This window comes from Aestuariivirga sp. (assembly GCF_047602625.1).
GTDB lineage: Bacteria > Pseudomonadota > Alphaproteobacteria > Rhizobiales > Aestuariivirgaceae > Aestuariivirga.
The window spans coordinates 729,510-753,379 of record NZ_JASGGV010000002.1 but is presented as its reverse complement, the minus strand read 5'-3'; the positions used below and the strand labels follow the sequence as shown (position 1 = coordinate 753,379).

Here is a 23,870-nt window from a genome sequence, read left to right as displayed (position 1 = left end):
GTGGAAACTGCCGGCAAACATGCCGGCAGTTCATTCTTCAGGGGCGCGCGAGCTCGGCGAGATACCAATTGATGTAGCGAAGCTCGTTCTGCTCCATCGGCGCGATGGGGCCGGGTTCGTAGAAATGCGAGCGGACACCGCGTGAGGTGTGCTCGATAATTTTCTTGTCTTCATCGGTTGTCACGCGCCAGAGCCAGGTCAGGCATTCGAGATCATAATCCCGGCCTTCGACGGCATCGCCCTTGACCAGCCACAGCAACTCCATTTCGCAGCTATCGGCCGTTTTGGGGATGAAGCGGTAGACCATGCCGTGATCAGGGTAGCACACGAGGAAGCTGGTGCCGCCGAGATGAACGGACGTGACGCCGCCATCATAATCGGTGAAACGGCCCATCAGCGGCGCGACAGGTGAGCCATCCTGGCTGCCGGTCCGCACGCCCTCATAAAGCGCATAACGGAACACGTGGATGGCCTCCTGGCCGTTCTCCGACGTTTGCCAGCGGTCACCGCTTCCAACCTCAATGCCAAGCGCGCAGGTGCGCGCTTCCATGGACTGGTTGAGTTCCTCGATCATGTGGAGCGGCTGCTCCAGCGCATGGGTCTGCGAATATTCGGGATGCGCCGGCCCGCAGTGATAGCACTCGACATAGTTCTCGACAGCGAGTTTCCAGTTGGCGTCGATCGCATAGGTCTCGCGGTGCGCGATCTTGGCATTGCCCCAGCCATATTGGCCGCAGCTTGCCTGCAGCGCACGGTCCACCGGATCGAAATCGAGCGGCGTATCCGCGAAACTCACGAAAACGAGGCCAGCGGACATGCGTAGCTTTACCTGTTTCAGGCCATAGAGAGAGCGGTCAAATTCCTTGGGCATCAGGCGCGCGGCCCGGAGGGCGCCATCATTGCCATAGGTCCATGCGTGATAGGGGCAAACAAACGCCTTCGCGTTGCCTTTCTGCCGTGTGCAGACTTCCGCACCACGATGGCGGCACACGTTCAAAAGAGCATGAAGATTTCCATCGGCGCCGCGTGTGAGGATAATCTGCTCGTCACCCAGTTTGAAGAGTTCGAAATCGCCTGCATTCGGGACCGCACTTTCATGCGTGAGGCAATGCCAGTGGCGGCGGAACACGCGCTCCATGTCACGCGTGAAAATGTCCGGCGCGGTATAGAATGGCCTCGTTAGTGCGAAACCCGGGCGCTGCTGTGCAATCAACGCATCGATTGCATCCAGCGGCTGGGTCGTGGCTGACAGGTCATGGGCCAGCGCGGTTCCGGCGTGAAGCTTTGTCATGGTGTTTGTCCGTGAATCTCTAGAGATTGCCCTGGCGGACAGGCCGGGCCTGTTCTCCCGCCATGGCGCAGAGGAGCGTGCGCAGCACCTCCACATCGGGATGCTGCACGTCTTTCCTGTCGATCATGGCGATCTGCGCGCGGGCGGCGCTCTCGACATCGGCTTCGGGCGGCAGCGCCAACAGCCATTGGGCGAGCACATCTTCCGGGCGCGGCAGTTCCGATTTTGCCTGATCCACTTCTTCAAGAGCAGGGCGGACTTCGAGGATAAGATGGGGAACAGAATTGGTCATGCGTCGATCTCCAGATCAGATTGCGGTTTGGAGCAGCAGGCGAGGATGAAGCCTTCGGCAATCTCGTCATCGAGAATGCCGCCGTTGTGATCCATCAGCACATCGCCCGAGCGTTTGGTGATCTTGCAGGTGCCGCACAGGCCTGCCTCGCAGGCGGCGGGAATGCGCACACGAGCCTTCCTTGCAGTTTCCAGAATGGTCTTGCCCGGCGCGCATTGCGCTTCGATGCCGGATTTGAGGAAGCGGATGGTGTGGCTGACGTCCGGCTGTATGGACGGCACCGCGGCGGCAGGCTCTTCCTGTTTCGGGGCTGTGCCAAAGCTCTCCTGATGGTAATGCGCCATGGCGAAGCCGTTCTGCTCCAGAATGGTCCGCACGGACGACATGAAGGGATCAGGACCGCAGCAGAAGACTTCACGGCCCCGGAAATCGGGGGCCAGCATGGTGAGCCGCGCCGAATCGATACGGCCTGAAGCACCCGCCCAGCCATGGAGCGGTGGCCGCTCTTCAACCAGAAGCCCCAGCGAGAGCCCTGGCATGCGCGAGGCCAGAAATTCCAGTTCACGCCGGAAGATCAGCTCGTCTGGCCGCCGCGCGCAGTTCAGGAACATGACATCAGCATTTGGTTCGCAGTCGGCCATCCAGCGCAGCATCGACATCATTGGTGTGATGCCAGAACCTGCCGAGATGAAGAGGTATCTGGATGCGATATGGCGGTGATGGGTGAAGTCGCCAGCCGGCCCATAGGCACGCAGATGGCTTCCAGGCTTCAGATTGTTGAACATCCAGCGCGTGCCGAGGCTATCCTTCTGTGCCTTAACAGTGACTGAAATGGCGTGCGGGCGAGAAGGCGAAGACGATAGCGTATAGGTCCGCATCAGGGGTTCTCCCGGGACGGGAAGTTCCAGCGTGATGAACTGACCCGGCAGATAGCGGAACCATCCCGGCCGTTCCGGGCGGAAAGTAAATGTCTTTACATCCGGCGCTTCATCCATGATGCCCGTCACTACGAGACGCTGCGTTGCCGCGTCCCAATGGGCTGTTGCATCGAAGGGCTGAAACGCATCCGCCCGGGCCATTGTGTTCATCACGTCCTCAGGCGACGCTTTTCAGGGAGGTTGTGGCACCGCCCGCCAGGCGCGGCTCGATGAAGCCGGCATACCAGTCGACAAACTGGATCACGCCATCTTCATGCACAGCAGAATAGGGGCCGGGCTCATAGGCTGGCGAGTGAATGCCGCGCGCATTTTCTTCCACGATGCGGCGGTCCTGGTCGTTTGTCTCCGTCCACACATGGATGAGCTCCTGCAGATCGTAATCGACCCCCTCGACCGCATCCTTGTGCACTAGCCATTTGGTGGTGACCGCCGTTTCGGTGGCGCTGATGGGAAACACGCGGAAAGTGACCGCATGATCGCCCAGCACATGGTTCCAGATTGTCGGATAGTGATAGAGAAGCAGCGAGCCGATCTCGGGCGTTATCACAACGTCTGACAGGCCGCGCTTCACAGCCGGTTGCCCCGATATCGTATAGCTCGACATGCCTGGAAGGAGCGGCGTGCGTGTCACGCGGAATTGGCCGGCCTCGTCGATGCGGAAGGCGGAAGGCAATCCTGCGGCTTCGCACTTCTTCCAGTGATCCTGCATTTCCGCGTCATCACCCACCTGATCCACACCGGTCACAACGGGCTTTTCCGGGAAGGTTATGCAGAGTTCGGGATGGTTTCCGGCGCAGTGGTAGCACTCGCGGTTGTTCTCCCACACCAGCTTCCAGTTACCCTTCTCGATGATGGTGCTTTCATAGGCGACTTTCGCTTCCGTCATGCGGTGCGGCGCGAAATAAGGCTCCATCATGGCGCGGAATGGCGCGAAATCAGCGGGATGGTCAGCGAGGCAAATGAAGATGTAACCGGCAACGCTTTCGCAGGCGACGGGCTTGAGCCCAAAGCTGCTCTTGTCAAAGCCCTCCGCCATCTGGCGCGCGAACAGGAGTTTGCCGTCGAGGTCATAGGTCCATTGATGGTAGGGACAAACCAGCCGGGCGGAGGTGCCTTTTTCAGCGGCGCAGACACGGCTGCCGCGATGGCGGCAGGAATTATGGAAGGCGCGGATGTTGCCTTGCTTGTCTCGCAGGATGATGACGGCATAGTCCGCGACCTGCACTGTCATGTAACTGCCGGGCTTCGGCAGTTCGCAATCATGCCCGGCAAAGAGCCAGTCGCGATACCAGATCAATTCGAGATCGAGCTTGAAGAAATCAGGGTCGAGATAGAAGGGTTGCTCAAGCGAAAAGCCGCTTTTGCGGTTCCGGATGAGCTTCAGCATTTTCGCGCGCGTGTCCATGTCCAATCCTCGCAATGTCATCGCATCAGGATCAGCTGGAAGCGGGAGAGGAGGGCAAACGCGGCGGCTCGTCTATCAAGCCGGCGATACACCTCTTGACCGCCCGCCGCGATCAGCCGAGTCCATCATTCAGGGCTGGTTTCCGGACTTCGAAGCCGTCCCTTTCAGGACCATTCCGGCACCTTCCCAGATCTGTGGATCCAGTGGTCGCTGGCCGGAATTCAAGCTCCGCTACCGTTGCGGGGGCAGTGCCGGTTTTCGACCGGCTTCCCAATTATCCGTCCGCTGGTTTTTGTGCGGACGGCACCTTGAATGTTTCTAAAATGCACTCTCTCCGCAAATCTTGCCGGATGTTTGCGACATCGCACCGTTGAAACACGACCGGCGAAATGGGGCCGCTGATGTCCGCGCCGTTGCCGTGAGTGTCGCTTTTTCTCACCTCCCGCGAGGGACGTTGTGTTAATGATGAACGCGCAGGGTGCCGCCGATAAGGCGGAGAATTGGGAAGCTGGTTCAAATCCAGCGCTGCCCCCGCAACGGTCAGTGAGTTCTGAACTGCGGCATGTGCCACCGGGCTTTTTGCTTTGGGAAGGCGCCGCAGCGGCCCGAAAAGGGCAGCTCACAAGCCCGGAAACCAGCCTTGCAGGATGGAACGCGCTGCGGTGGGCGGCGAAGCGACTGGCATTCAATGAACGCCTCCGCTCTCTCACCGTAGCCTCAATGAAGCCTGTGCGGGGACGCGCGGGGATGTGAGGATATATGCGGCAAGTAGCGGCACTGAAGGCAGCAGCGGATGGCTTTCCGCCGTCACCCATTGCACTGGAGAATTATATGCTCTTGCAGGAGGCATTGGCTGATCGGCGATCAGGCTGGAGCATGGGATCGTTCGGTGCAATCGCCGAATTTCACTTTGTCGAAGGCGATGCGTTGCCTGAAACTGCCGGGGAGCTGGGTGTCGCAACACCGCGCGGGGCGATCGCCTTCAATACGGCCAGTTTGAACATGTTGACACCCGTTGCCTATGAAGGGCTGTCGTCCAATCCCCGCCGCTGGACCCACACCATCGCTCTCTGTCAGGAGCGTGACGCGGCATGCCGCAGCGCCCGGACGGTGTTGACCGAACTTGGCAGCGACGAGGACGCGGTGCTGACCAAACACCGCGGCGGTCTTCTCTTCGACCTCGGGCTGGGATTGCCGCAGGCTGATTTCTGCATCCGCACCGATGATGGCGAATTGATCGACATCCTCTGCGCACATGAAGGCCTATCGATTTTCGATCCTGCAAATCCGGCCATCGGAGAGGTGCTAAGCCGCCATCCTCATCGCGTCGTCGTCACCAATATCGGACGCATCGAGGTGTTCCAGAAGATTGGCGGACCGGAAACCGGCGGCGTCTCCCCAGAGGGACCACATACGCATCTGCTGCCGAAACTGCTGCGCAGCGGGCGAACCCATGCAGCGACGGCTCCCATTCCTCCGGGACTTACGCCATGCGGCTATCTGCACCCACCCCTCCCTTTTTCCGGGAGCGATGAAAAAGACATGCTGGATGAGGACGCGGAAACAGCGTTTCAATCCAATCTCGCTGCATTCGGCATCGAGGGGCTTGCCGAAGCCAAGGCGCATCTGAGAGCCAGGATCGAAGATGGCACGCCACCGAGCGCTTCAGCGTTCAGCGGGGGACGGCACGCACGGATGGCATGCCGGGTGTTGCTGCGGCAGCTTCGCTGGAAATTCGAGCGAAAGAACGATGTTCAGGCACTCGCGCGGCTGGCGGAATGGGAGGCGACCGCTGGCGCTCACAGCACGGATCAGCCGGAGGAGGCCGAACAGGCGGGTTGAAATAAATGCATGCTGCTCCAGCCGTGAATGATGTGGACAAGTACCGCGAGGCCGTCAGTAAGGGCCGCCGGACCCGGCTGAAGGATCAACGGGGATTTCACCTCATGGATCGCGTTTGTCCGGAGAGCAGGCAGATTCTCAAATCCCGGACGCGCTTTCAACTTCTCTGGCCGGAACTTCTTGCCACACCATGATGCGATGATGATATCGGGGGCTGCTGCAATCACATCACCCAGTGTCACAATCCTGTCTGTGGCGGATTGACAAATCGCCTTGTGGGCGAACACGTCGATGCCACCCGCGATTGCGATCAACTCCGAGACCCAGCCAATGCCGCTGATCATCGGATCGTCTCACTCTTCGAAATAGACCTTCGGGCGATGCAGCGGTGCCCGGGCTGCAGTATCGTCCAGCGCACGGAGATAGCTGTCAATCAGCCGTTGTGCCTGGCCAGGCGTGCCAGTGAACGCACCCAACGCCGCGATCATGTCCATGATCCCGGAAATGCTGCGCTGATTGAAAATATGCACCGCAATGCCGCGCCGGATCAGATCCGCCGCAATCTCTGCCTGCAAGTCGGAAAAGGCCAGCACGAGATCCGGCTTCAGCTTGAGGATTTTCTCCGTGTCGGCGGAGGTGAAGGCCGAAACGCGTGGCTTTTCGCGCCTCGCCTCGGGCGGCCTTACGGTATATCCCGAAATTCCAACGATGCGATCCTGCTGGCCGAGAAGATAAAGCGTTTCGACAGTTTCTTCCGTGAGGCAGACAATGCGCTCAGGCGGGAACATGCCGTGCTGTCACCGCGTGGTGATCTGCGGACGAGGCGCCAATATGCCGCCAAAGTTCATCGCGAGGTGCTGGGCAGCAAGCAGGCCCACGTAGGCAACGGCATTCACAATCAGTATCCGGCTCACTGTCTGAATGGAAAATGCGTCGCTTCCACTCGGCAAAGCAAAAGCCGCTGCAAACAGCACCAACTCATAAGTCACAAAGGCTGCGGCGAAGGGCGCCAGCCAGCGGATGACAATCATGGTTTTGCTCAGAAAGAATGTCTTTGCCGCACCATAGCCCGCCAGTGCCGCGATGCCGATTGCCGCTCCCCAACCGAAACTGTCCCAAGCCATCGGATAGCCGAGCAGCCCAAATCCGACGGCTTGATTGATCAGCCAAACGCCCAGCACGAGCACGGCGCCTTCTGCCCGCCGGAAATACGTTGCTGCCAGTGCAGCGAAGGCCGCAAAGGGCGTGGCGCAGGCGAAGGCCAAGCTGAACACGAGGCTGGCCGGAATCAGGAGCGCGATCCAGACCCATCGCGCGGATGTAGCGGAATTACCCATAGAGTGCCTCCGAAAGAAGACCACCATGATCATAGCCTTCAGGACGGCACTTGTGAATGAGGGTCAAATTCGTTTTGCCGCTCGTCCTCCAGGCTGCGGAACCTGAGCAGAGCGCCGCCGTCCAAGGGATCGACGATCTTTCTCACGCCAACCTGAAACACGGTTTCCAGCCGTTCGGGTGTCAAAACGTCGTCAGGTCGCCCGCAGGCCGCAAGCCGGCCATCCGCCATAACTCCCAATCGATCGCAGCCCATCGCCTGGTTGAGGTCATGGATCGCCATCACCACGGTGATCGGCAACCGGCTGATCAGCCGCATGAGCGCAAGCTGGTGATGAATATCGAGGTGGTTGGTTGGCTCGTCCAGCAGCAGGAGGCTGGGGCTTTGCGCCAGCGCGCGGGCAATGTGAACCCGCTGCCGTTCGCCGGCTGAGAGCGTGGCCCAGTTGCGCTCCGCCATCGCCGTCATGCCGACCAGCCGCAAAGCCTCATCGACGGCTTCAGCATCGGCATGTGATGAAACAGAGAATGCCGAAAGCCACGGCGTGCGGCCCAGTTCCACAGCGTCTCTCACCGTGAGTGCCTCGGCGGGTTCAGCCTGCTGCTCGACGAGTGCGATGCGCCGGGCGATGTCACGGCGCGGAAGGCTGGCCAAGGGGGTTCCATCCAACTCCACGGTTCCTTGCGGATGGGGCAGCAGCCCCGCGAGCAGGCGGAGCAGCGTGGATTTGCCGGAGCCATTGGGTCCGACAATGCCGAATGTTTCACCGGATTCAACTGCCAATGTGACGCCCAAAACGATGGACTTGCCCTTGACCGACCAACCCGCCTTGTCCGCCAAGAGCTTCATCTGCTTTTCCGGCTGTGGATGAGGATCATGGCAAAGCCCGGCGCACCAACGAGGGCTGTTACGACTCCGATGGGAACGACTTGCCCCTTGATGAGGAGGCGGGACACCACATCCGCCGCGACCATGAACAGTGCACCTGCCAGTGCGGAAGCGGGAATGAGCCGCAGCTGCCTGACACCAACCATGAATCGCATGGCATGAGGAATGACGAGACCGACAAATCCGATCGAGCCCACAAGGCTCACCATGATCGAGGTCATCAACGTCACCGCCGCAATGAGCGCCGCCTGCACGCGCCGGACAGGAATGCCCAGGGCGGCGGCGGAATCAGCGCCGAACGTGAACGCATCCAGAGCGCGCGCATGGAACAGGCAAACACTGAATCCCAGCACTGCGGCTGGAATCGCGAGCATCACATCCGGCCAGCGCACGCCAGAAAGATTGCCCAACAGCCAGAACATGATACCGCGTGCCTGCTCCGCATTGGCGGATTTGGCGATGAAGAAGGATGTGAGCGCGTTGAACAGCTGCGATCCGGCAATACCCGCAAGGACGAGTTGCGTCGGGCCTCCGCCTGCGGCCTTCGCCAGGAGAGCCACCAGAAGAAACGCCAGAGCCGCGCCCGCGAAAGCGCCGGTTGAAATGCCGATCAGCCCTCCGCCCAGCCCGAGCAGGGCAACTGCAACCGCACCCGTCGAGGCACCGGCCGATACGCCGAGGAGGTAGGGATCGGCAAGGGCATTACGCACGAGGGATTGCAGCACCACCCCCGATAGCGCCAGCCCTGCGCCGCAGGATGCCGCAACCACGGTGCGCGGCAGCCGGTAATTCCAGATAATGCCGGCGTCGATGGGATCGAGGTTGTTTCCGGCATTCCAGAAATGATTGGCAAAGACGGCGATGACTGTCCGCAAAGACAGCGGTGTTTCCCCGATTACCACCCCTGCAAATATCGCGATCAAAAGAAGGGCAAGCCCCGGCAGCCCAAAGGCCAAAACAGGCCGGGACAAAGTGCCGAGACCCGCCCTTGCTGTCATTTCAGCCCAAACGCGGGAAGTGCGTTGGCCAGGGTTTCAAGCGCCATGACATTGCGGATCGATGGATCCATGGCATGAGCATCCATGATGACGATGCGGTTGTTCTTCACCGCGTCCATCTGGCTGGCAACCGGATCGGTTTTCAGGAACTCGAGCTTTTTCTGGTAGTCATCCGCCGGGAAGCGGCGGCGCTCCATCTTGGCGATGACGATTACCGATGGATTGGCGCGGGCAATTGTCTCCCAACTCACCTGCGGCCATTCCTCGTTGCTGTCGACAATATTCTTCAGGCCCAGCGTGTCCATCATGTAGCCCGGTGCGCCCTGACGGCCGGCGACGAACGGGTCGGCCTTCATGTCGGGCGATGAGAACCAGAAGACAGCCGACGCATCGTGCAGGTTGAGCGCTTTCGCCTTAGCGACAGCCTGTGCTTCGCGTACCTTTAAATCCGCGACAAGTTTTTCACCGCGATCCTGCACGTCGAAAATCTCGGCCAGTCCCGTCACGCCGGCATAGACGCTGTCCATGGTGAAGAGCGCCGAGCGGGTTCCATCGGAGCCCGTGGCATTGTCCTTGTTCCAGCAATCCGCAGGCAGGATGTAGGTGGGAATGCCGACATCACGGAACTGCTCGCGCGTGCCGACAATGCCTTTCGGCCCCACATGCCATTCATATTCCACCGCCACCACGCCGGGTCTTTTGGCAACGACGCTTTCAAAGCTGGGGTCGTTATCTGCAAGCCGCTCAATCTTGGCATTGATATCCTTGTATTCTGGCAGGACTTCGGTGAACCACACGGAGGTGCCTTTCACCTTGTCAGCCAGGCCGAGGGCATAGAGAATTTCCGTGGCTGCCTGGCCAACGGTCACCACGCTTTCCGGCGCCTTGCCGAAGGTGACATCCACGCCGCAATTCTTGACCGTGAGCGGATATTGGGTGGGGTGGGCATGAGCTACGGAGGAGAGCGCAAAGAGCGCCAATGTGGCCGCGAACGACGTTCGCATGATTGCTGTCTTGATCATCTGATTTCCTTGCTGTTGGGGAAGATGGACGGCATCGCGCAGGCTTTTGCGAGTAGGCCTGTGGGGTTGCATTGCGTCTCGAGACTAACGCCCGCGCGGGCAATTCATCCGATGCAAGGGAAATGTAGATCGTTCAGCACAGGAGAAGACGTGCGTCATAACCGTTTCCTTCCGGGCAACCCCGCCCGTTCAATGGACTGCGATGATGACGGCAGGTCTCCTGGCTCGCGGATCATTGTGGACCATCTGCCTTCCCGGGCTGCCGTTTCAGGCTTCCCAGTGGCCTGCTGCCCGAAAGCAGCAGACGATGATCCACGATCCGCATACAGTTGCGGGGGCAGCCACGGATTCGGCCCCTGTTGGGTCGTCCTTACCGTGTTCCCTATTATCCTTCCGGGCCTTTTCGGCCCGGATGGACCGTCTGAGGCGAACATATAGACTTACGGTTGAGGGTCAATACAGTGTCTTGAATTCCGAACTCCCTCGACCATCGTGCCGGATGATGTTGTGGGATTTTGCGATCAAAGTTTCACCCCCGAAATGGGGCACGGCTCGAGTCTTAGGGATTGGCCGAATGCGGGCTATGTATAGAAGTCCTAAAAGGCTTCGATGTCTCTCAGGGGAATGCCGCCTGTATGAACACTATCTGGTGCCTCCTCCTTCAACCACACAACCGCAAGACATTCGGCTTGACCAGGTTACTCCATGATGCTGTGGAGTTCTCATAGTCTAGACAAAAGGGCGAATTTACTAGTCTTCGAGTTGCGATCTAGACATTCTGAAACTCTATAAGCTATTGAACATGTTTGAGTAATACAGATATCATAATCCTGGGGTCGGGGGTTCAACTCCCTCTCCCGCTACCATATCAAATACGCAAGAACCTCCCGTCTTTTGGATCGATTTTTTCCGTAGCGCCGCGTCGGTCTCGGGCGGAATTGACTTGATCATCTGTTCCACAAGAAACTGTCTGCAAGGTGATTCCGGCGGGAGGCGCATATGGCGCGTATTGCGAAGAAAAAGGCTCCAGCGAAGCCCAGGCCAAAGAAAAAGACTATTGCACTGTTTCCCGAGGCGGCCTTCGGCCCGGCGCTGAACTCCGTTGGAATCGGACAGGCACTGAAGAAGCTGGGACACAAGGTAGTGTTCCTGTCCGATCCGGGCTTTGCCGATGTCTATCGCGGATATGGCTTCGAGGTTCATCCCGTCAATCTTTCGGAGCCCTTGCCGCCGGAAGACATGGCGAAATTCTGGGGCGAATTCATCAACGGCCATATCGCCAACTTCCGCAAGACGCCCTACGAGCAGATCGACAATTATGTGAAAGACTGCTGGGGCATGATCGTTGAGACTGCCAAGTGGGCGGAAAAGGATCTCCCCGCCGTTCTCGCCAAGATCAGGCCGGACGTGGTGTGCGTCGACAATGTGATCCTGTTTCCAGCCATCAAGCGTTACGCCAAGGAAAACAAAAAGCCGTGGATTCGCATCATCTCGTGTTCAGAGAATGAGATCGAAGATCCTGATATTCCGCCGCATCTTTCAGGCGCAGGCGCCAATGACAAGAAGGCCCAGGCGCGTTACCGCAAGCATTTCAAAGAGGTCATCAGGCCAATCCATGACGGATTCAACGAATTCCTGAAATCCGTTGGCGAAAAGAAATATCCTCTCGGCCAGTTCTTTGAATCTTCGCCGCACATGAATATCCTGCTTTATCCGAGCGCCGTGAAATTCAAGCGCCGCCACAAGTTGCCGGCCAGCCAGTATCAATATCTTGAAGGCTGCGTGCGCAAGGAAAAGCCCTATGTGGTCCCGGCATTTTTCAATCAGAAAGACCCGCTGCTCTATGTCTCGTTCGGCTCGCTTGGCTCGGGCGATACGGATCTTCTCAAGCGGTTGATCTCTGCCTTCGGCAAGATGCCTGTGCGCGCCATCGTCAATGTCGGTGACTATCTCGATCAGTACACGGATATTCCGCCGAACGTCGTGATCGATAGATGGTTTCCGCAGCCTTCCGTGATTCCGAAAGTGGATGGCGTGATCCATCATGGCGGCAACAATTCCTTCACCGAATGCCTCTATTTCGGCAAGCCCGCTATCGTCATGCCCTATGTCTGGGACGGGCACGACAATGCGACGCGCGTTGAAGAGACGGGCCACGGGTTTAAGCTTGACCGCTACAACTGGACGGATGCAGAACTTGCGGCGAAGATCATGCACATGGTCAGCGACAGGAAGATGAAGGCAAAACTGAAAAAGACTTCAAAAGCCATGCACGCCAAGCACGGGCCGACCAAAGCAGCCACCGTAATTGACAAGGTCAGCCGCCGGAAAATTGCCTGATGCCAAACAATCTCAACTCAACCGCGCCTCACATCGAGGCCCCTGCTACCTATGCAGGTCCGCTGAAGGACTGGGGCCATCAGCCCGATCCCATCTCCGGCAACTCAAAAAGCGATGGCGTTCTGCTGTGGAAAGGGCCCGGCGGGCAGCCGGAATCCGGCCTCTGGCAATGTACGCCGGGAACGTGGCCGCTCTCGATTCCTCGCGATGAACTCTGTCACTTCGTCTCCGGCCATGCCACTTACACCCACGAGAGCGGCGAGGTGATCGAAGTAACGGCCGGCACAGTGGTGCTCTTTCCGTCGGGATGGACAGGCATCTGCACCGTTCACGAAACCATGCGCAACGTCTATATGCTGGCCTGATCATGACATCATCAGCCCCGCATCTGCGCAATCCCGCCGCCTATCCTGGCCCCTTCAAGGACTGGGGTGTCATCCCCACCATGATCGAAGGCCAGTCCCACACATCCGGAATCCTGCTCTCCAAGGGACCGAATGGCGAAAGTGAAACCGGCATCTGGATCTGCACGCCGGGCTACTGGAATTGCCACGTCACCCGTGACGAATTCTGTCATTTCCTGCTTGGCCGTTCGACCTATACGCATGAAAGCGGCGAGGTGATCGAGATCGTGCCCGATACGGTCGCCTTTTTTCCTAAGGACTGGCGCGGCACTTGTAAGGTGCACGAAACGATCCGCAAGGTGTATATGATCCGTTGAAGGAACATTTTTCCGATGGAGAAAACCATGCTGAACCGCCGCGCTATCCTGGCCGGGCTGGGGAGTTGCCTGATCGCCCGCCCCGCATTTGCCGATGCTGCGGATGATCCCTATCCGTTGCCGCCGTTCGACTATAGCAAATTAAAACCCCAGTTCCGGCCCTCTGTCGTGCAATACACGGGCCGGCAATTTCCGGGCACGGTGATTGTCGATACTGCAGCGCGGCAGATTTATCTGGTGGTGGAAGGTGGCAGCGCCATCCGCTGGGGCTGCGCCGTGGGCAAGGATGGTTTCCGCTGGGCGGGGCAGGCCGATGTCGGCCGCAAGGTAATGTGGCCGCGCTGGACGCCGCCCAAGGAAATGATCGAGCGTCATCCCGAAAAGGCGAAATGGGCCAATGGCATGCCCGGCGGCTACGACAATCCTCTCGGCGCCCGGGCGCTTTATCTGTTCCAGAACGGTAATGACACGCTTTATCGCATCCATGGCACCACGGAGCCAATGTCGATCGGCACCAATGCGTCTTCAGGCTGCATCCGCATGATCAGTCAGGATGTGATTGAACTCTACCGGCGCGTGCCGGTGGGATCAAAGGTGATCGTGCTGGCAGAGGGAACCTGACGGGCTCAGCCCGGCAAAACCACCACGCGCGTGCCGATCTGCACCCGGTCATAGAGATAGATCACGTCGACATTGATGAGGCTGATGCAGCCGGCAGTGGCGTATTTGCCGATAAAGGACAAATCGCTGGTGCCGTGAATGCGGAACACCGTGTCCACGTCGCCCTGATAGAGATACATGGCGCGTGCGCCCATGGGGTTTTGCGGGCCGCCGGGCATGCCGTGAATCCATTTGGCGAGCGCGGGGTGCGCCGCCAGATGTTCCGGCGTGGGCACCCAAACCGGCCACTTCACCATCTTCTTGATCACCGCCTCGCCGGACCACGCCTTGCCTTCCTTGCCCACCGAAACGCCAAAGCGCGTGGCCTTGCCATTGCCGAGGATCAGATAGAGGAAGCGGTCCTTGGGATCGACGACTATGGTTCCAGCCGGTTCGCTGCTGGGATAATCCACATCGCGGCGCCGGTATTTGTAGGGGATTTTCTGCTCGTCGGAATCAAAGACGGGGAAAGGTTCGCCCGTGAGCGCCATGGCGCGCGATGGCAGAGATGCCAGAGCAACCAGAGATGCGACCAACCCGCGACGTGAGAGCAACATGAAGTCCCCCGATTCCTGCAACGGCAGCTTTCCTACCGCCGCTGTGGACGCTGATCAATGGGGGCGTAGCAGTGTGCTCAGATCAATTCCATGAGCGCCATGGCAGCGGCGGGATTCTTTTCCTTGTGGCCGCTGATGACATACAAAAACACGTCGCGGCCTTCCGGGCTTGCGGAATGAGGGCTCACGGTCTTGAGCGGCGTTTCACCTTTTGCCCATTCCGTTGCTCTGGCGGCCCATGTTTTCAGTGCTGCGCCTGAATAGCCTTTCGGCTCGCTTTCCGTTGTTCCCATGATGCGCACATAGACGAAGGGCGCAGTGACATCGGCGATCTGCGGATAGTCTGAATCCGCAGCGATGATGATGGCAGCGCCATAGTGCTTTGCCATGGCGACGAATTCGGGATTGCGGAAACTTTCGTGGCGCACTTCGACGGCGTGGCGGAGTTTCTGGCCTTCAACCGATTTCGGCAGCAGCTTGAGAAACTTCTCGAAATCGGCGGCGTCGAATTTTTTCGTGCCCATGAACTGCCAGTTGATAGGCCCCAGCTTTTCTTTCAGGTTCATCACGCCGCTGGAAAAGAAACGTTCGATGGAGGAACCGGCCTCGCCCAAATCCTTTCGGTTGGTGGCAAAGCGCGGGCCCTTGACGGCGAAGATGAAACCCTCCGGTGTTTCGGCATGCCATTTGGCGAAGCTCTCGGGCTTCTGAGAGCCGTAATAAGTGCCATTGATCTCGATCGAGGTGAGCTTGCGGCTGGCATATTCAAGCTCGCGCTTCTGGGCCAGGCCTTCCGGGTAGAAGGGGCCGCGCCATGGCTCGAAGGTCCATCCGCCGATGCCGATATGAATGCGGGAGGCAACATCATTCGCCATGGCGGACTCCGGTTTCAGGCTTTGGCGGGGAGCTTCGTCAGGCGCGATTGCAGGATGACGACGATCAGCAGGAATAGCCCGCGCACCACAGACTGCCAATAGGCGGAGAGCGAAATCCATCCCATCCCATTTTCAAAGTTGAGGATGGTGAAGATGAGCCCGAGCAGCAACGCACCGGCCAGTGTGCCCCCAATCGAGCCGCGGCCACCCGCCAGCAGCGTTCCGCCCACCACCACGGAGGCGATGGCGAAGAGTTCCCAGCCGATGCCCTCAATGGGTTGCCCGGCGCCGAATTGCGAGGCGAGGATGACGCCCGCCATGCCGGCGCAGGCGCCTGATATGACGTAGACCGAGAAGATGGTGCGGTCGACGGGCAGGCCCATCAGGCGCGAGGCTTCCGTGCCGCCGCCAACGGCCAGAACGTGACGGCCGAAGGATGTGTGGTTCAGCACTACACCGCCGGCGATGTAAGCGGCGAGTGCGATCCAAGCCGGGGTTGGGAAGCCAAGGAAGAAGCCCCAAGCTTGCGCCAGAATCCCCGCATCGTCGGCGTCGACCCAGTCCGGGCGCATGAAGCTCAGCAGTTCGCCTTGCCCTAGCGTGGTGAAGGCTGTGTCATAAGACACTGACACCGACTGGTTGTTGGCGAGCAGAAGCCCGGTGCCCGACGCTGCCAGCATGGTGGCGAGGGTGGCGATGAAGGGAAGGATTTTCAGCCGGGTGATCAGTGTGGCGTTGAGGATGCCGGCCAGCATGCCTGCGCCCAACCCGCCCAAAACGCCGGGGATCAGGCCATAGGGACTCAAGAGGGCCGCGACAACGCTCGACATGGCCGAGACCGAACCCACCGAAAGATCAATGCCGCCCGTCATGATCACGAAGCACATGCCCAGTGCGACGAGCGCGAACATGGAATTATAGCGCAGCACCGTCTGCACATTATAGGCGCCGAGGAAACCATCGTAGCGGAATGCACCGAAGGCAACGAGAAGCAGCAGCACGAGAACGACAGCCAGCGTTGGCGTGATGTGGAGGCGTTTCAGCATCAGGCCTGCTCCTGCCGTTGTAGCCAGACGGCGAGAACGATCAGGCCCGCCTTCACGACCAGGGCCGCTGCATCCGGAACGCCGTTGGCCAGAAGCGAATAACGCACGAGTTGGATGACGAGCGCGCCAAGCAATGTGCCGATGATGGTGGCGCGGCCGCCGGTTAGGAGCGTGCCACCTACGACGACGGCGGCGATGGCATCAAGCTCCATGCCCTGTCCGACGAGATTGGCGTCCGCCGCCGAATTCATGGCAATTACGATAAGCCCTGCGATGCCGCTGAGCAGGCCGCAGATGCCATAGACAAAATATTTGACGCGAGCGACGGGAACGCCCGTGAGGCGGGCCGCCACCTCGTTGCCACCCACCGCCAAAATCTGACGGCCCAGCACGGTGCGCCGCAAGACAAAGGCTGCGACAATCACCACCGCCAGCATGATCCACACCTGGAAGGGGATTCCCAAGACCCGGCCCAGCGCCACGGCCTGGAACTGTGGGACGACAAACACCTGCAAATTTCCGTTGGTTGACACCTGCGCGATGCCGCGCCCGGCGATGAAAAGAACGAGCGTCGCCACGATGGGCTGGATCGAGAATCGAGTGATGAGCCAGGCGTTGAACAGGCCGAAGATGCCCGCCACCACAATGGGAATGGCAATGCCCAATGCCACCGCGAGATAAATGTTTGAGATGGGGAACAGCGTACTCATGAAAATCATCGGCGACAGGGCACCGGCGATCGCCATCAGCGATCCGACGGAGAGATCAATGCCGCCAGTGGCGATCACCAGCGTCATACCAGTACCGACGATGACGATGGTGCAGACCTGCGTGAGGTTCACCGAAAGCGTCTGCAGCGTGGCGAAGTTCGGCGTCACGATGAGATTGAAGATGATGAGAAGAATGAGGGCGGCCAGAACGCCGTAGCGCTGGAGCAATTTCGTCCGGTCAGGCATGGGGCGCTGTTTCTCCGCCATGCGCCATGGCATGCATCACATTCGCCTCGCTGATCCGGTCTTTCGGCAATTCGGCAACGCTCCGGCCATCGCGCAGCACGAAGACGCGGTCGGCGCCTTCGATGATTTCCTCAAGTTCGGAAGAAATCATCAGAACGCCCAGCCCCTGATTGGCCAGCCTGCGGATCAGCGACTGGATTTCCGCCTTGGCGCCGACGTCGATACCGCGCGTCGGCTCGTCGAGAATGAGAAGGCGGGGATTCATGCAAATCCAGCGGGCCAGAAGCACCTTCTGCTGATTGCCGCCGGAGAGTTCGCGGATGCGCTGGTCTGGGCCTGAACATTTGATACCCAGTTCCTTGATGAAGCGCAGCACCACCTCACGCTGGCGCTGTTCGTTGACGATGCCCGAGCGGGCAAGCGCCGGCATCAGCGCCATGGTGAGATTGTCGCCCACCGACATTTCCGGGATGATGCCCTGAAGCTTCCGGTCTTCCGTGCACAGGCCGATGCCGGCTTCTATTGCGTCTGGCGGCGTGTGGAAATGTTCCTTGGCGCCTGCCATTTTCACTGTACCGCCGGTCTTGCGATCCGCGGCAAAAATCAGCCGCGCGGCTTCGGTGCGGCCAGATCCCAGCAATCCCGCGAGGCCGACGATTTCACCGGTTTTGACGGAAAGCGAAACGTCCCGCACGCGGCGGCCTTCGGCGAGGTGCGCGGCTTCCAGCAAGGTATTGCCGATCTTGCCGTGTTCATCCGTGAAGGCTGTGGCGCCAGACGCCCGCACTTCCGCGAGATCGCGGCCCAGCATGGCGGCGACGAGTTGTAGCTTGGTCATGTCCTTCATGGCGGCGACAGCAACGGTGCGGCCATCGCGCATGACCGTCACACGGTCGCAGATTTCATAAAGCTCGTCGAGCTTGTGGCTGACATAGATCACCGCCACGCCATCCGCCTTGAGTTGGCGGATGGTGCGAAGCAGGATTTCCACTTCCGCTTCATCGAGCGAAGAGGTCGGCTCGTCCATGATGACGAGGCGGGCGTCGAACGAGAGGGCCCGGGCGATGGCCACCATCTGCTGGATGGCCGTTGAATAATTGCCAAGCGGCGCGCTGACGTCGATCTCCACATCGAAGCGCTTCAGAAGGGTGGCGGCGCCCTGGTTCATCTTGTGCCAGTCGAGAAAGCCCCCAGCCTTTTTGATCTCGCGGCCGAGATAGATATTCTCCGCCACTGAGCGGAGGTGGATGAGGTTGATCTCCTGAAAGATCGTGCTGATGCCGTGACGCTGCGCCTGTTGCGGCGAGCGCGCATTCCATGGAGCGCCCGCGAAGGTGATTGTGCCGGAATCCTTCTGATACGCGCCGTTGAGGATCTTGATCATGGTAGATTTGCCGGCACCGTTTTGGCCGATCAGCCCCATGACTTCGGCGGGCTGCACCACCAGTGAAGCCTCAATCAGCGCTGGCATGCCGCCGAAGCTTTTCGAAATCCTGTCCATTGCGAGGAGGGGAGCAGTTTCCGTCATCACGTCATCCTTAGATGAAACTGGCGGGGCACAGAAGGCCCCGCCAGCCAAGAGAACTATGCAAAAGCCTCAGAAGGCTTCCGGCAGATAGGCTGCCACGTTTTCCTTGGTGAACACGCGATCGGTGTTCACGAGGCGCGGGGCAAGCTTCTCGCCGTCTGCCATTTTCGCGATGGCAGCGAAGGCGGCGGGGCCGAACTTCGGGTTACACTCAACGCACACCAGCACTTTGCCATCGAGAATGGCCTGGGCGGCGTCCTTCGTGCCGTCGATGGTGGCGATGATGAGATCCTTGCCCGGCACCTTGCCCGCCGCTTCCATGGCGGCGATGGCGCCCATGGTCATCTCGTCGTTGTGCGAATAGAGCGCGGTGGCTTCGGGATGCGCCTGATAGAGTGTCTCGAAGACCTGGCGGCCCTTGTCGCGCGCGAAGTCGCCGGACTGCGAGGCGATGATCTCCATGCCGGGATAGGCCTTGATGTAGTCCATGAAGCCTGTCTTGCGGTCATTGGCGGGAGAAGACCCCGTGGTGCCCTGCAGTTCGATGAGCTTGGCCTTTCCGCCCATGGCCTTGGTCAGAACCTCCGCCGCCATGTTGCCTTCCTTGATGAAGTCCGAGCCGATGAAGGCAGCGTAGTCTTCGCCAGCCTTGGCGAGGGACTGGTCGACGTTGCGGTCGACGAGGATCATCGGGATGCCAGCCTTCTTGGCCTCCATGACCGCCGGGATGAGGGGCTTTTCCTCGCGCGGAGAGAGGAGAATCACGTCCACCTTCTGGGCGATCATCGAGCGCACGTCGGCAACCTGCTTGGCGGCAGAACCGGCGGCGTCGGTGTAGACGAGCTGCCAGCCGCGCTTGGCCGCTTCATCTTTCATGCTCTGCGTCTGTGCCAGGCGCCACGGGTTGTTGCTTTCCGTCTGCGCGAAGCCAACCTTGTAGCTATCCTTCTTCTTCAGCGTGGGAAGGGCGGCATAGGCAGCCCGGAAACCGAATCCGCCGATCAGGGCCGCGCCGGCGCCGATCTGCAGGATGTTGCGGCGTGAATAGGTCATTCTGTCCTCCACATTCTCATTTGTATGACAAAAGTTTTTGGGGCGTTCAGCGCCGTTGCGGCCCGGACGCAAAGTGCCTCTTGCCGGGCGCTTCTGCCCGCCAATAAGCACGTGGGCATTATTGTCCGTCAAGCGATAATGATATTTGCGCCGCAGCATTCCGATGCTGCATTTGCACAATCGGCTCTTCGCGCAGGCATGGCCAGCTTGCAATACCAGGCTCCTTTGCATCTGCGGTTTCCGCATCTGGGAAAATGGCGCATAGTACAATCCGCGGAGTCGCTGTAATCCGGCGAAACGTCCGTCCGGCATGATGCGCGCCGGTAATGGCTGAACACCGAGGAGGAATGGAATGGCATTGAAAGCAGCACGGAAGCCAGGCGCGAAACGCCCGGGCAAAAAGGGTCCTGCAAAAAAAGGCCCGGCAGCAAGAAAAGCTGCTGGTGCCCGAAAGGGCCCGGCGAAGAAAGGCCCCGCCGCACGCAAGGCCGCACTGGCGCGCCGGGCTGGCAGCCCGCCCGTTTCGCTGCATCCGATGATTGACCGCGGCGTGTTCCGCCGCGCTGCGCCGAATTTTGCCGGCGGCACGCTTGCCTGCCATTGCGCGGAAGACAAGGTTATCGTCTCCATCGCGGCGCAATCCGCTCACAATCACGCCTGCGGCTGCACCAAATGCTGGAAGCCCGCCGGCGCGGTGTTCTCCGTGGTGGCGGTCGTGCCACGCGACAAGCTTGAAGTGACGGCAAATGGCCACAAGCTGCAGATTGTGGACTCCAACGCGACGATCCAGCGCCATGCCTGCTCCGGCTGCGGCACGCATATGTATGGCCGCGTGGAGAAGGTGGGTCATCCGTTCCATGGGCTTGATTTTGTCCATACGGAGTTGTCCGAGGATAAAGGCTGGTCGCCGCCCACATTCGCGGCTTTCGTGTCATCGATCATCGAGGGTGGGTTTGATCCCGCCAAGATGGGCGCCGTTCGTGCGAGGCTGAGGCAGGTCGGATTGCCGCCCTTCGATTGCCTGTCGCCGCCATTGATGGATTATCTAGCGACCGCGGCGGCCAAGGCTTCGGGCGTCATCAAGGAATAGGCAGCAGAGTGCCGGCGCGCGGTGTCGCGCGCCGGACCTTCGAGCGGTAGCAAGATGGCCGATTCAGCAAAGCTCAGCATTCGCATCGATTTCGGGCCGGACTCGCGGGTGGGGCCGGGCAAGATCCAACTTCTCGAACAGATCGCTGCGCTGGGTTCGATTTCGGCTGGCGGCCGGGCGCTTGATATGTCCTACCGGCGGGCATGGGAACTGATTGAAGAGCTCAACGGTATTTTTGGCCAGCCGGTGGTAATTTCCAAGACCGGCGGCGCAAAGGGTGGCGGCGCTACACTGACGCCCTTTGGCTTAGGCCTCGTCACGCGCTATCGCGCCATGGAGCGGGCGGCGGCGCAGGCGGTCGAAACCCATCTCAGCGCCCTGAGCCGGGAAGTGCCGCGCCCCTAGACGCGCGTGGCTGAGGCCACGGAAACGGCTTTGACAATCGCATAGGCTTTGCACCCCATCGCCAGTTTCAACGCCGCCGCAGAGGCGCGGGTGATGCGGGAGAGGATGATATCGCCGCCACAATCGATTTTTACGGCGACACCAGAGGTTCCGACATTGTCCATCCCGGCGACGGTGCCGGAAAAGATGTTCAGTGCACTGATGTGTTTCGGCTTTTCGGTTGCCAGCATGACATCGCGTGACCGGATGCGGATGCGCACCGAGTCGCCGGATTTTCCAATGTGGCCAGGCACGCGCGCGGAACCATTGGCGGATTTCAGTTCGGTCATGTCAAATTCGGCATCGTAAGATACAACCTGCATGGTGAGCAGGGTGCCGCCCTCATCGCCGTCTTCCGATTGCAAGAGGTCAAGACGCTGCGCCACTTCCGCTGCGGGGCCGAACGCCACGAGCTTCCCGGCATTCAGCACTGCCACCGTATTGGCAAGCCGCATCACTTCATTGATGGAGTGGCTGACATAGAGGATCGGAATGTGCAATTCATCGCGAAGGCGTTCGATGAAGGGCATGATCTCGGCCTTGCGCGGCTGGTCGAGTGAGGCCAGTGGCTCATCCATGAGCAAAAGGCGCGGTGAGGCGAGAAGTGCGCGGCCGATGGCCACGCGCTGTTTCTCGCCACCCGACAGGCGGGCGGGCTTGCGCTGAAGAAGGCTGCCGATCCCCAGCAGGTCAATCACCTGATCGCGCTTGGCATAGCGCCCGGCCTCGGGGCTGAACCAGCGGCCAAAAGCCAGGTTCTGCGCCACCGTGAGATGCGGAAACAGCCGGGCTTCCTGAAACACATAACCAATGCGGCGCTTGTGAACGGGAATCGATATGTTCCTTTCGGTATCCTCCAGCACCAGATCATCCATCACGATGCGGGCAAAGCCGGGGTAAATCAACCCGGCGATGACATTGATGACGGAGGTTTTGCCTGAACCCGATGATCCGAAGATGGCGGTCAGGCCGCCTTCGCTCTCAAACGCCACGTCCATCGCCAAAGCGCCGAGCTGGTGCCTGATGGCGACCGAGAGCGTCATGCCGGCGAAATCTGGCTGCTCACGCGGCGCGCAAAAATTTCAGACGCAATCAGTGCCAGCAATGAAATCGCCACCGAGATGGCCGTCAGCCGAAGCGCACCGGCATCGCCGCCCGGCACCTGCGTATAGGTATAGATGGCGGAGGGCAGCGTTTGCGTTTCACCGGGAATGTTTGATACGAAGGTGATGGTGGCGCCAAACTCTCCCATGGCCTTGGCGAAACAAAGGATCATGCCCGCCACAACGCCCGGCAGCGCCAGTGGCAGGGTGATGGTGATGAACACCCAGAGAGGATTTGCGCCCAGGGTCGCCGCCGCCGATTCAAGCCGCATGTCGACCGCCTCAATCGAAAGCCGGATGGCGCGCACCATGAGCGGAAAGCCCATCACCGCGCAGGCCAATGCAGCGCCCGTCCAGCGGAAAGAAAAGACAAGGCCGAACGTATGTTCAAGGAACTGGCCGAGCGGGGCGCGGCGGCCGAGGGACAGCAGCAGGAGATAGCCCGTGACCACGGGCGGCAGGACGAGCGGCAAATGCACAATGCCGTTCAGTGCGCTTTTGCCCCAGAAATTGCCCCGCGCCAGCAGCAACGCCACGGCAATGCCGAAGGGCAGGCTGGCCGCCATGGCGACCAGTGCAACCCTCACGCTCAGCTCGACGGCATTCCATTCGTCGGGGCTGAGCGTGAACCAGGTCATGCCTTAGTTGCTAGCAGCGGGCACCAGAATGGTGAAGCCCTGATCTTTGAAAAGGGCTTGCGCCTTGGCGCCCTGCAGGTATTTCACGAACTCCGCCGCATCGGGATTCTTGGAGGCGGCAATCACCGCAACGGGATAGACGATGGGGGGATGTGAATCCTCGGGGAAGGTGCCGATGATCTTCACGCCTTTTTCGGCATGCGCATCCGTCGTGTAGACGATGCCGAGTGCCGCTTCACCCGTGGCGACGAGCTTCAGCGCGGCGCGTACGTTTTCGGCCATGGCCACGTCCTTTTCGACGGAACCCCAGACGCCCAGATATTCCAGCGCGGCCTTGCCATATTTCCCGGCGGGAACGGCCTTCACATCGCCCATGGCGAGCTTGCCGCCGTTCAGCAGCTTGGCGAGGTCAAAGCCCTTATCGATCTTGGCTTCGGCGGTTGAATCCTTCGGCGCGACGAGAACGATCTGGTTGCCGAGCAATTTGATCTCGGTGCCCGGCGTGACAAGATTCTTGTCGGTCAAATACTTCATCCAGTCGAGGTCGGCGGAGATGAACACATCAGCCGGGGCGCCGCTTTCCACCTGCTTGGCCAGTGCGGAGCTTGCGGCGTAGGAGATTGCGGTTTCCTTCGAGGTGTCGGCTTTCCACTGGGCGCTGATCGCATCGAGCGCGTTCTTCAGGCTGGCGGCGGCGAAAACTGTTACCTTGTCTGCCGCGCTGGCGGTGGAGAAGGTGAGGGCAAGGGCGGTGATGGCGCCTGCCAGTTTCAATCCAAAATGCCTGCGGTTCATGATGTCCGTCCTCTCCCATTTTCCTGTTCGCTATATCCAATCAGCTATAGCA

The 23,870-nt window shown here is 59.9% G+C and carries 24 protein-coding genes, 1 pseudogene and 3 riboswitches; of the genes and pseudogenes, 7 read left to right on the top strand and 18 right to left on the bottom strand.

Features of this window, described 5'->3' with window-relative positions; translation table 11 throughout:
• Positions 1-37: 37 nt before the first annotated feature.
• The 4 genes from QM694_RS08665 to QM694_RS08650 are packed head-to-tail and all read right to left on the bottom strand — an operon-like array spanning position 38 to position 3,926.
• Positions 38-1,291, bottom strand: coding sequence for an aromatic ring-hydroxylating oxygenase subunit alpha (locus tag QM694_RS08665; protein WP_415006537.1), 1,254 nt, complete (start codon positions 1,289-1,291; stop codon positions 38-40).
• Positions 1,292-1,310: 19 nt separating this feature from the next.
• Complete coding sequence (locus QM694_RS08660) at positions 1,311-1,583, bottom strand: hypothetical protein (protein ID WP_415006536.1); 273 nt, start codon at positions 1,581-1,583, stop codon at positions 1,311-1,313.
• Positions 1,580-2,671 carry a 2Fe-2S iron-sulfur cluster-binding protein gene (locus QM694_RS08655; RefSeq protein WP_415006535.1) on the bottom strand — a complete coding sequence of 364 codons (1,092 nt, stop codon included), beginning with the start codon at positions 2,669-2,671 and terminating at the stop codon, positions 1,580-1,582. The genes QM694_RS08660 and QM694_RS08655 overlap by 4 nt, the downstream gene beginning before the upstream one ends.
• A gap of 7 nt (positions 2,672-2,678) precedes the next feature.
• The gene (locus QM694_RS08650) at positions 2,679-3,926 is read right to left on the bottom strand and encodes an aromatic ring-hydroxylating oxygenase subunit alpha (protein ID WP_415006534.1); all 1,248 of its coding nucleotides are present in this window, start codon (positions 3,924-3,926) and stop codon (positions 2,679-2,681) included.
• Positions 3,927-4,041: 115 nt separating this feature from the next.
• Positions 4,042-4,252, bottom strand: a riboswitch (cobalamin riboswitch).
• 133 nt (positions 4,253-4,385) lie between these two features.
• Positions 4,386-4,584, top strand: a riboswitch (cobalamin riboswitch).
• 101 nt (positions 4,585-4,685) lie between these two features.
• Between QM694_RS08650 and QM694_RS08645 the strand changes: the two genes are divergently transcribed.
• Positions 4,686-5,768, top strand: coding sequence for a DUF6925 family protein (locus QM694_RS08645; RefSeq protein ID WP_415006533.1), 1,083 nt, complete (start codon positions 4,686-4,688; stop codon positions 5,766-5,768).
• Here the strand turns inward: QM694_RS08645 and QM694_RS08640 are convergent.
• From QM694_RS08640 to QM694_RS08620, 5 genes and pseudogenes are all read right to left on the bottom strand, one after another.
• Positions 5,738-6,556 (bottom strand): annotated as a pseudogene (locus tag QM694_RS08640) (cobalamin-binding protein). The gene QM694_RS08645 and the pseudogene QM694_RS08640 overlap by 31 nt on opposite strands.
• Before the next feature lie 9 nt (positions 6,557-6,565).
• Entirely contained in the window at positions 6,566-7,105 is a 540-nt protein-coding gene (locus tag QM694_RS08635; protein ID WP_415006532.1) for a hypothetical protein, read from the bottom strand.
• 38 nt (positions 7,106-7,143) lie between these two features.
• Positions 7,144-7,953: an ABC transporter ATP-binding protein gene (locus QM694_RS08630; RefSeq protein ID WP_415006531.1), complete on the bottom strand. Its 810-nt coding sequence runs from the start codon at positions 7,951-7,953 to the stop codon at positions 7,144-7,146.
• Positions 7,950-8,990, bottom strand: a complete 1,041-nt coding sequence (locus tag QM694_RS08625) for a FecCD family ABC transporter permease (protein ID WP_415006530.1) — start codon at positions 8,988-8,990, stop codon at positions 7,950-7,952. The genes QM694_RS08630 and QM694_RS08625 overlap by 4 nt, the downstream gene beginning before the upstream one ends.
• Positions 8,987-10,012: an ABC transporter substrate-binding protein gene (locus tag QM694_RS08620; RefSeq protein WP_415006529.1), complete on the bottom strand. Its 1,026-nt coding sequence runs from the start codon at positions 10,010-10,012 to the stop codon at positions 8,987-8,989. The genes QM694_RS08625 and QM694_RS08620 overlap by 4 nt, the downstream gene beginning before the upstream one ends.
• 192 nt (positions 10,013-10,204) lie before the next feature.
• Positions 10,205-10,449, bottom strand: a riboswitch (cobalamin riboswitch).
• Positions 10,450-11,011: 562 nt separating this feature from the next.
• On the opposite strand from QM694_RS08620, the gene QM694_RS08615 reads away from it, so the two are divergent.
• The 4 genes from QM694_RS08615 to QM694_RS08600 are packed head-to-tail and all read left to right on the top strand — an operon-like array spanning position 11,012 to position 13,694.
• Entirely contained in the window at positions 11,012-12,352 is a 1,341-nt protein-coding gene (locus tag QM694_RS08615) for a glycosyltransferase (RefSeq protein ID WP_415006528.1), read from the top strand.
• Positions 12,352-12,717: a cupin domain-containing protein gene (locus QM694_RS08610; RefSeq protein WP_415006527.1), complete on the top strand. Its 366-nt coding sequence runs from the start codon at positions 12,352-12,354 to the stop codon at positions 12,715-12,717. The genes QM694_RS08615 and QM694_RS08610 overlap by 1 nt, the downstream gene beginning before the upstream one ends.
• Positions 12,718-12,719: 2 nt before the next feature.
• Positions 12,720-13,073 (top strand): cupin domain-containing protein, encoded by a 354-nt coding sequence (locus tag QM694_RS08605; protein WP_415006526.1) that lies wholly within the window; start codon positions 12,720-12,722, stop codon positions 13,071-13,073.
• Between the two features lie 27 nt (positions 13,074-13,100).
• Positions 13,101-13,694: a L,D-transpeptidase gene (locus QM694_RS08600; RefSeq protein WP_415006525.1), complete on the top strand. Its 594-nt coding sequence runs from the start codon at positions 13,101-13,103 to the stop codon at positions 13,692-13,694.
• 5 nt (positions 13,695-13,699) lie between these two features.
• On the opposite strand, the gene QM694_RS08595 is transcribed toward QM694_RS08600, so the two are convergent.
• From QM694_RS08595 to QM694_RS08570, 6 genes are all read right to left on the bottom strand, one after another.
• Positions 13,700-14,290, bottom strand: coding sequence for a L,D-transpeptidase (locus tag QM694_RS08595; protein WP_415006524.1), 591 nt, complete (start codon positions 14,288-14,290; stop codon positions 13,700-13,702).
• Positions 14,291-14,367: 77 nt separating this feature from the next.
• The gene (locus tag QM694_RS08590) at positions 14,368-15,165 is read right to left on the bottom strand and encodes a DUF72 domain-containing protein (protein ID WP_415006523.1); all 798 of its coding nucleotides are present in this window, start codon (positions 15,163-15,165) and stop codon (positions 14,368-14,370) included.
• A gap of 14 nt (positions 15,166-15,179) precedes the next feature.
• Positions 15,180-16,211, bottom strand: coding sequence for an ABC transporter permease (locus QM694_RS08585; RefSeq protein ID WP_415006522.1), 1,032 nt, complete (start codon positions 16,209-16,211; stop codon positions 15,180-15,182).
• Positions 16,211-17,167, bottom strand: coding sequence for an ABC transporter permease (locus tag QM694_RS08580; RefSeq protein WP_415006521.1), 957 nt, complete (start codon positions 17,165-17,167; stop codon positions 16,211-16,213). The genes QM694_RS08585 and QM694_RS08580 overlap by 1 nt, the downstream gene beginning before the upstream one ends.
• Positions 17,160-18,695 carry a sugar ABC transporter ATP-binding protein gene (locus tag QM694_RS08575; RefSeq protein WP_415006520.1) on the bottom strand — a complete coding sequence of 512 codons (1,536 nt, stop codon included), beginning with the start codon at positions 18,693-18,695 and terminating at the stop codon, positions 17,160-17,162. Before QM694_RS08575 ends, QM694_RS08580 begins: the two co-directional genes overlap by 8 nt.
• Before the next feature lie 69 nt (positions 18,696-18,764).
• On the bottom strand, positions 18,765-19,748 hold the full coding sequence (locus QM694_RS08570) for an ABC transporter substrate-binding protein (RefSeq protein WP_415006519.1): 984 nt from the start codon (positions 19,746-19,748) through the stop codon (positions 18,765-18,767).
• Between the two features lie 493 nt (positions 19,749-20,241).
• Between QM694_RS08570 and gfa the strand changes: the two genes are divergently transcribed.
• Both gfa and QM694_RS08560 read left to right on the top strand, forming a co-directional pair.
• Complete coding sequence (gene gfa / locus QM694_RS08565) at positions 20,242-20,838, top strand: S-(hydroxymethyl)glutathione synthase (protein ID WP_415008596.1); 597 nt, start codon at positions 20,242-20,244, stop codon at positions 20,836-20,838.
• 54 nt (positions 20,839-20,892) lie between these two features.
• Positions 20,893-21,243, top strand: a complete 351-nt coding sequence (locus tag QM694_RS08560; protein ID WP_415006518.1) for a winged helix-turn-helix domain-containing protein — start codon at positions 20,893-20,895, stop codon at positions 21,241-21,243.
• Here the strand turns inward: QM694_RS08560 and modC are convergent.
• From modC to modA, 3 genes are read right to left on the bottom strand one after another with little or no spacing between them, the layout of a single operon-like run.
• The gene (modC, locus tag QM694_RS08555) at positions 21,240-22,325 is read right to left on the bottom strand and encodes a molybdenum ABC transporter ATP-binding protein (protein WP_415006517.1); all 1,086 of its coding nucleotides are present in this window, start codon (positions 22,323-22,325) and stop codon (positions 21,240-21,242) included. The genes QM694_RS08560 and modC overlap by 4 nt on opposite strands.
• Positions 22,322-23,023 (bottom strand): molybdate ABC transporter permease subunit, encoded by a 702-nt coding sequence (modB, locus tag QM694_RS08550; protein WP_415006516.1) that lies wholly within the window; start codon positions 23,021-23,023, stop codon positions 22,322-22,324. Before modB ends, modC begins: the two co-directional genes overlap by 4 nt.
• A 3-nt stretch (positions 23,024-23,026) precedes the next feature.
• A complete protein-coding gene (gene modA / locus QM694_RS08545; protein ID WP_415006515.1) occupies positions 23,027-23,818 on the bottom strand; it encodes a molybdate ABC transporter substrate-binding protein in 792 nt (263 codons plus the stop codon).
• Positions 23,819-23,870: the final 52 nt, after the last annotated feature.

Excerpts from the sequence above, each read along its gene's own strand:
- QM694_RS08665 (WP_415006537.1), bottom strand. The coding sequence starts at position 1,291 with ATGACAAAGCTTCACGCCGGAACCGCGCTGGCCCATGACCTGTCAGCC.
- QM694_RS08580 (WP_415006521.1), bottom strand. The coding sequence starts at position 17,167 with ATGCCTGACCGGACGAAATTGCTCCAGCGCTACGGCGTTCTGGCCGCC.
- modB (WP_415006516.1), bottom strand. The coding sequence starts at position 23,023 with ATGACCTGGTTCACGCTCAGCCCCGACGAATGGAATGCCGTCGAGCTG.
- QM694_RS08650 (WP_415006534.1), bottom strand. The coding sequence starts at position 3,926 with ATGGACACGCGCGCGAAAATGCTGAAGCTCATCCGGAACCGCAAAAGC.
- QM694_RS08625 (WP_415006530.1), bottom strand. The coding sequence starts at position 8,990 with ATGACAGCAAGGGCGGGTCTCGGCACTTTGTCCCGGCCTGTTTTGGCC.
- QM694_RS08595 (WP_415006524.1), bottom strand. The coding sequence starts at position 14,290 with ATGTTGCTCTCACGTCGCGGGTTGGTCGCATCTCTGGTTGCTCTGGCA.
- QM694_RS08585 (WP_415006522.1), bottom strand. The coding sequence starts at position 16,211 with ATGCTGAAACGCCTCCACATCACGCCAACGCTGGCTGTCGTTCTCGTG.
- QM694_RS08660 (WP_415006536.1), bottom strand. The coding sequence starts at position 1,583 with ATGACCAATTCTGTTCCCCATCTTATCCTCGAAGTCCGCCCTGCTCTT.
- QM694_RS08600 (WP_415006525.1), top strand. The coding sequence starts at position 13,101 with ATGCTGAACCGCCGCGCTATCCTGGCCGGGCTGGGGAGTTGCCTGATC.
- modA (WP_415006515.1), bottom strand. The coding sequence starts at position 23,818 with ATGAACCGCAGGCATTTTGGATTGAAACTGGCAGGCGCCATCACCGCC.
- QM694_RS08575 (WP_415006520.1), bottom strand. The coding sequence starts at position 18,695 with ATGACGGAAACTGCTCCCCTCCTCGCAATGGACAGGATTTCGAAAAGC.
- QM694_RS08610 (WP_415006527.1), top strand. The coding sequence starts at position 12,352 with ATGCCAAACAATCTCAACTCAACCGCGCCTCACATCGAGGCCCCTGCT.
- QM694_RS08615 (WP_415006528.1), top strand. The coding sequence starts at position 11,012 with ATGGCGCGTATTGCGAAGAAAAAGGCTCCAGCGAAGCCCAGGCCAAAG.
- QM694_RS08590 (WP_415006523.1), bottom strand. The coding sequence starts at position 15,165 with ATGGCGAATGATGTTGCCTCCCGCATTCATATCGGCATCGGCGGATGG.
- QM694_RS08560 (WP_415006518.1), top strand. The coding sequence starts at position 20,893 with ATGGCCGATTCAGCAAAGCTCAGCATTCGCATCGATTTCGGGCCGGAC.
- QM694_RS08635 (WP_415006532.1), bottom strand. The coding sequence starts at position 7,105 with ATGGGTAATTCCGCTACATCCGCGCGATGGGTCTGGATCGCGCTCCTG.
- QM694_RS08605 (WP_415006526.1), top strand. The coding sequence starts at position 12,720 with ATGACATCATCAGCCCCGCATCTGCGCAATCCCGCCGCCTATCCTGGC.
- QM694_RS08645 (WP_415006533.1), top strand. The coding sequence starts at position 4,686 with ATGCGGCAAGTAGCGGCACTGAAGGCAGCAGCGGATGGCTTTCCGCCG.
- QM694_RS08630 (WP_415006531.1), bottom strand. The coding sequence starts at position 7,953 with ATGAAGCTCTTGGCGGACAAGGCGGGTTGGTCGGTCAAGGGCAAGTCC.
- QM694_RS08620 (WP_415006529.1), bottom strand. The coding sequence starts at position 10,012 with ATGATCAAGACAGCAATCATGCGAACGTCGTTCGCGGCCACATTGGCG.
- QM694_RS08655 (WP_415006535.1), bottom strand. The coding sequence starts at position 2,671 with ATGAACACAATGGCCCGGGCGGATGCGTTTCAGCCCTTCGATGCAACA.
- modC (WP_415006517.1), bottom strand. The coding sequence starts at position 22,325 with ATGACGCTCTCGGTCGCCATCAGGCACCAGCTCGGCGCTTTGGCGATG.
- QM694_RS08570 (WP_415006519.1), bottom strand. The coding sequence starts at position 19,748 with ATGACCTATTCACGCCGCAACATCCTGCAGATCGGCGCCGGCGCGGCC.